Below are 5,060 nucleotides of genomic sequence, written 5' to 3' on the forward strand. Positions count from 1 at the left end.
CCCGATTCCCGATTCCCGATTCCCGATTCCCGATTCCCGATTCCCTATTTTAGTGTGCGCTCCCTAAAGCTTAAATTTAATGAGTGATAATTTACCTCGTATTCATCCAGATACTATTGAATTAGTGCAACAAGGAGCTGACATTATTGAAGTTATCTCCGACTATGTGGTGTTGAAAAAAAAGGGGAAAGATTATTCAGGGTTATGTCCTTTTCATAACGAAAAATCTCCGAGTTTTAGTGTTAGTCAAGAAAAGCAAGTTTATTACTGTTTTGGTTGCGGTGCTGGTGGGAACACTATTAAATTTCTCATGGAGATTGGTCAACAGTCTTTTGTCGAAGTAGTTTTAGATTTGGCCCAGCGCTATCAAATTCCCGTAGAGACGGTTGAACCCGAGCAAAGACAAGAAATCCAGCGTCAACTCACACTAAAAGAGCAACTATACTCCATCCTTGCAGTAACTAACAATTTTTTCCAACATGCCCTTCGTCAAATTCCAGGAAAACCTGCTTTAGAATATCTCCAACAAGAGAGACAGTTAAGTGAGTCTGCGATCGCACAATTCCAGTTAGGTTATGCACCTGGGGGCTGGGAAACTCTCTATCGTTATCTAGTAGAACAAAAACGCTTTCCGGTTGATCTGGTGGCGGAAGCTGGTTTAATTAAACAACGCAGCGGCGGTAATGGCTACTATGACGTATTTCGCGATCGCGTTACTATTCCTATTCTCGATACCAAAGGAAGAGTGATCGGTTTTGGCAGTCGCACTTTAGGAGATGACAAGCGGTTGGACCCTGCCGAGGTCTCCTCGGCTAAGGAACGCCAACCAAGAGGGCCTAAATATCTCAATTCTCCCGAAACTCCTCTATTCGATAAAAGTAAAACTCTATTTGCTTTAGATAAAGCCTATAAAGCTATTAGTCAGCAGGATACAGTCATTGTAGTAGAAGGCTATTTTGATGTTATTGCGCTTCATCTTGCCGGTATTACTAACGTAGTAGCATCCTTGGGTACTGCTTTTACCCATTATCAAGTCAAACAATTATTGCGTTTTACACCTTCTAAGCAAATTATTCTCAATTTTGATGGCGACCCAGCAGGAATTAAAGCGACCGAAAGGACAATTGCAGAAATTAAAGATTTAGTTTATTCAGGGCAAGTCCAATTAAGAATCCTGACTCTTCCCAATGGCAAAGATGCCGATGAATTTATCAACAGTCGAGCTGATGCCGCGCAAATTTATCAGCAATCAGCAGCAGATGCTCCTCTGTGGCTAGATTGGCAAATAGCGAATTTGATTCAGGGCAAAAATCTTAAACTAGCCAATGAAATGCAGCAAGTGGCAACCGAAATGGTCAGGCTGCTTAATCTATTGCAAGATGCGAACCAGAGAAATTATTACCTCAATTATTGTGCGGAGATTTTATCTCAAGGAGAATCGAGGATTGTTCCTCAAAATCTAGCCACCTTACAAAACCAATTATCTCCTCAAAGAAAAAATAGAAGTTTTCACTCTCATAAGAAAAAACAAGTCAAGGAAAAAATATCTTTTAGCATTGCTACCAGTCCTGAAGAGGAATTGTTATTACAGGCCGAATCTTTGCTTTTACTAATTTATATTCACTGTCCTAAATATCGTGAAGAAATCACAGATCGCTTAGAGGACAAAGATTTGCTTTTTAGTTTGCCCCAGCATCGGTTTTTGTGGCAAGAAATCATTGAAGCAGAATCGCGAATCAATAAGTCATCAGAAGTTAATGAAAATCCTCTGCTCGACCAGTTACATAATCAAACTCCGGATTTTCCTAGTGAAATGAAAGCTGTCACTAGTTTCTTTCATCTTGATGAAAAGAGCCAAGAAGATATTTACCGAGCGGCATCAAGAATTGAAAATGCGATCGCATCTCTGGAGCAGGTTAATTGTATTAAATACCAAAATTATTGCACCGAACAATTACAGAATCTTAATCCCCTAACTGACAGCGATCGCTTGCAACATTTGTATGAAGAAATTCAATATACCAAAATTCGTATTCAAGAGTTGGAAAAGAATCGTCTTTCTTTTTATTAGGTTTTAGGTTTTAGGTTTTAGGTTTTAGGGGTTAGGTTTTAGGGGTTAGGCAAGAGACTTACAGTGAGTAATTGTTGTGAATTATTTTGCTTTTGGACAAGTATTTTTCTCATTACTAGATGCCAATGTTGAATTTACGTAAGAGAAAAGGACGATAAACTAAGTGTGATCTCTAAGGTTGTCGGCCATAAAGATTAAGAGTATAAAGGAAAAAGGACTCTAATAACTCAATAATTATTACTTATTACTCATTACTCATTACTTATTACTTACGCCAGTTAAATATTCTTGGTATCTAAAATGAAAATCAACTTATTTGCTAATGTTGTTACTAAATTAATTATTAGTAGTGCATCTTTGCTTATTATTGCTCAACCTAATTATGCACAGAAAATTGATAATAATAACCGAGAAAATAACCAAGCTCAAATCACAGAATATACGGAAATAATTGGCTTATACCCTCGTAATGCTGAAGCCTATTACAACCGAGGAAATATTTATGCTCAAATGAAAAATTATGACCAGGCCATAGCTGATTATAATAGTGCAATCTATCTTTATCTTAATTATGGAGAGACTAATATTTCTCGTCGGACAACAGAATATTTACCCACTTCCGATAGTGAATATGTCCGTTTTAATCCCGATTTAGAAAGAGTCTATTTTGATAGAGCAACTACCTATTATAGTTTGGGTAATTACGAAAATGCGATCGCAGATTATTCAACGGTAATTCGACTTAATTTAGGGAATGAACAAGCCTATTACAATCGCGGACTAGCTCTTTATAATGCGAAAGAATACGACAAGGCGATCGCAGATTATACTCAAGTCATTAGCCTGAATCCCAATCGTCTGAGAGTGTATAACAGTCGAGCTAGAGCTTATCAACGCTTAGCTCAATATGATCAGGCGATCGCAGATTATAGTCAAGTAATTAAAGCCAACTCCCAGAATGTAGAAGCCTATCAGAATAGAGCCCAGCTTTATATTTCCTTAGGGCAATATGATCAGGCGATCGCTGACTACGGTCAGATAATTAGTCTCAATCCTAATAATCCTGAGGGTTATTACAATCGTGCCGAGATATATGATGATCTGAAGCAATATAATAAGGCGATCGCAGATTACAACAAAATTATAAAACTCAATCCCCAAAATGCGAAAGCTTATTATCAGCGAGGACTTTACTACTCCTATTTAGAAAACCAAGATCAGGCAATTGCCGATTTCAAAATAGCAGCTAACTTGTATGAAGAAGCCAATGAAGTGAATAAGCATCAAAACGTCCTAAACGAGTTGGCGAAACTAGCCCCACCAGAAATTGAGAAACCTAACAATTAAATTGAGACACAGAGGAAAGGGATCTTAAGCCTTCTGCCCTCTGCCTTTATTATCCCGCTTGACGGGACTGCCCTCTGCCTTCTGCCTTCTGTCTTCACCTAAGAATATAAACTCGCCACATATTCCCCATAACCGTTATAGGGAAGAGTCTCCTTGATATCCCAAGATAAACCAGGGCCTGTACTAATGAATTTTTCTGTGGCTTGTGACCAACGAGGATGAGGCTTGCTAGGATTGACGTTCGCCTCGAAATCATATTCTCTAGAGTCGATCGTATTCCAATAAGTTGCAGGTTGCTCCTCAACAAATTCAATTTTGACAATAGATTTTGCGCCCTTAAACCCATATTTCCAAGGGATAACCATTCTTAATGGGGCACCATGTTGTTTCGGCAGCTCACTACCATAGATACCAACAGCAAAAAAAGCTAACTCGTTAGCCATCTCTTCTATTCGTAGACCTTCGGTATAAGGCCAAGGCAAGGAACCAATATGAAATCCTGGCCCTTTAGTAATTTCAGGATCGTAAAAAGAAGTAAAACGCACAAATTTAGCCTTAGGACTTGGTTCAACTGCGGCGAGCAATTTTTGCATCGGAAAGCCAATCCAGGGTAAGACCATTGACCAAGCTTCTACACAACGAAAACGATAAATTCTCTGCTCAAGGGGAAATTCTTTTTTTAATTGATCGATATCGTAAGTACGAGGATTTTTTACTAGTCCCGTAACTTCTACTTGCCAATTTTCTGTAGGCAGTTTTTGGGCATCTATCCAAATAGTTTTTGTGCCACCAAACTCATAGAAATTATTATATTGTCCCGCAAGTTTCCTATCCGTAATTGGTCTTTGCAGATTGGCAAAAGCAGGATTTTTACGAAAAGAATCGATCTCAGGTAAGTTTAACGTAGCCTCCAATGCAGTTTTGGCACTAGAGCTTCTGTTACTACAAGCTGTAAGAGGTGCGATGCTAGCTGCCATCCCAGCTCCTGCTAAAGTTTTGAGAAATCGACGACGATTCCAATAATTTTTCTCTGAAGTAACTTTACTTTCAGCAATATCCCAGATCTGAGCTTGACGAATTAAAACCATTTATAAAGAGTAAGTTTGACAGGCGATCGAGTTTCTCGACCTAATTTCTCTTTAACAAATTTAACTGAGTAGCTATGGGGAATACTAGCTATCAATTAAGGGGTATATTGCTTGAACTCTAAAACTGTTGCTTTTCCTGTGTTCAGACTATCTGCCACTAAAGCATAAGACTCATCGCGATCGCTGTCCTGAAACAAGCATTTCTTGTTATTCAACAATCAACATTGGCAAGTCTTGTCTGATATCGATAAATTGCTGCTACAAGATCAAACGTCAGGAAGATCTCCTAAAACCGCCTAACCCCCATGAATTAGTGGCCTTGCCCAAATTATAAGTTGGGCTGATAGCGATCACAACCGCTGTACTAATTAGTGTCTCTTATCGTTAATTATCCTTCTTAAACGTGAGTTCGACGAAAATTTGAGAGAAAAGAAAGGCTGACATTGTATACTCATAATAAGCAGAATTAGAGAATCTCAGCTAATTTTATGATGACATCAAGATTAGATATCACAGCAATTTTTTGCGACGTAGATGATTTTTGTCTCCAGTGG

The 5,060-nt window shown here is 38.6% G+C and carries 3 protein-coding genes; 2 read left to right on the forward strand and 1 reads right to left on the reverse strand.

All coding sequences use genetic code 11. From position 1 onward, the window contains the following. Nucleotides 1–79 precede the first annotated feature (79 nt). Nucleotides 80–2,071, forward strand: a complete 1,992-nt coding sequence (gene dnaG / locus XEN7305_RS00390) for a DNA primase (protein ID WP_006507309.1) — start codon at nt 80–82, stop codon at nt 2,069–2,071. Between the two features lie 300 nt (nt 2,072–2,371). Then, nucleotides 2,372–3,418, forward strand: coding sequence for a tetratricopeptide repeat protein (locus XEN7305_RS00395; protein ID WP_006507310.1), 1,047 nt, complete (start codon nt 2,372–2,374; stop codon nt 3,416–3,418). Between the two features lie 98 nt (nt 3,419–3,516). Here the strand turns inward: XEN7305_RS00395 and msrP are convergent, their stop codons facing one another. After that, a complete protein-coding gene (gene msrP / locus XEN7305_RS00400; protein WP_006507311.1) occupies nt 3,517–4,506 on the reverse strand; it encodes a protein-methionine-sulfoxide reductase catalytic subunit MsrP in 990 nt (329 codons plus the stop codon). Nucleotides 4,507–5,060: the final 554 nt, after the last annotated feature.

Source organism: Xenococcus sp. PCC 7305 (assembly GCF_000332055.1).
Taxonomy (GTDB): domain Bacteria; phylum Cyanobacteriota; class Cyanobacteriia; order Cyanobacteriales; family Xenococcaceae; genus Xenococcus.

Coding starts and splice junctions, on each gene's coding strand:
- dnaG (WP_006507309.1), top strand. CDS start 80: ATGAGTGATAATTTACCTCGTATTCATCCAGATACTATTGAATTAGTG.
- XEN7305_RS00395 (WP_006507310.1), top strand. CDS start 2,372: ATGAAAATCAACTTATTTGCTAATGTTGTTACTAAATTAATTATTAGT.
- msrP (WP_006507311.1), bottom strand. CDS start 4,506: ATGGTTTTAATTCGTCAAGCTCAGATCTGGGATATTGCTGAAAGTAAA.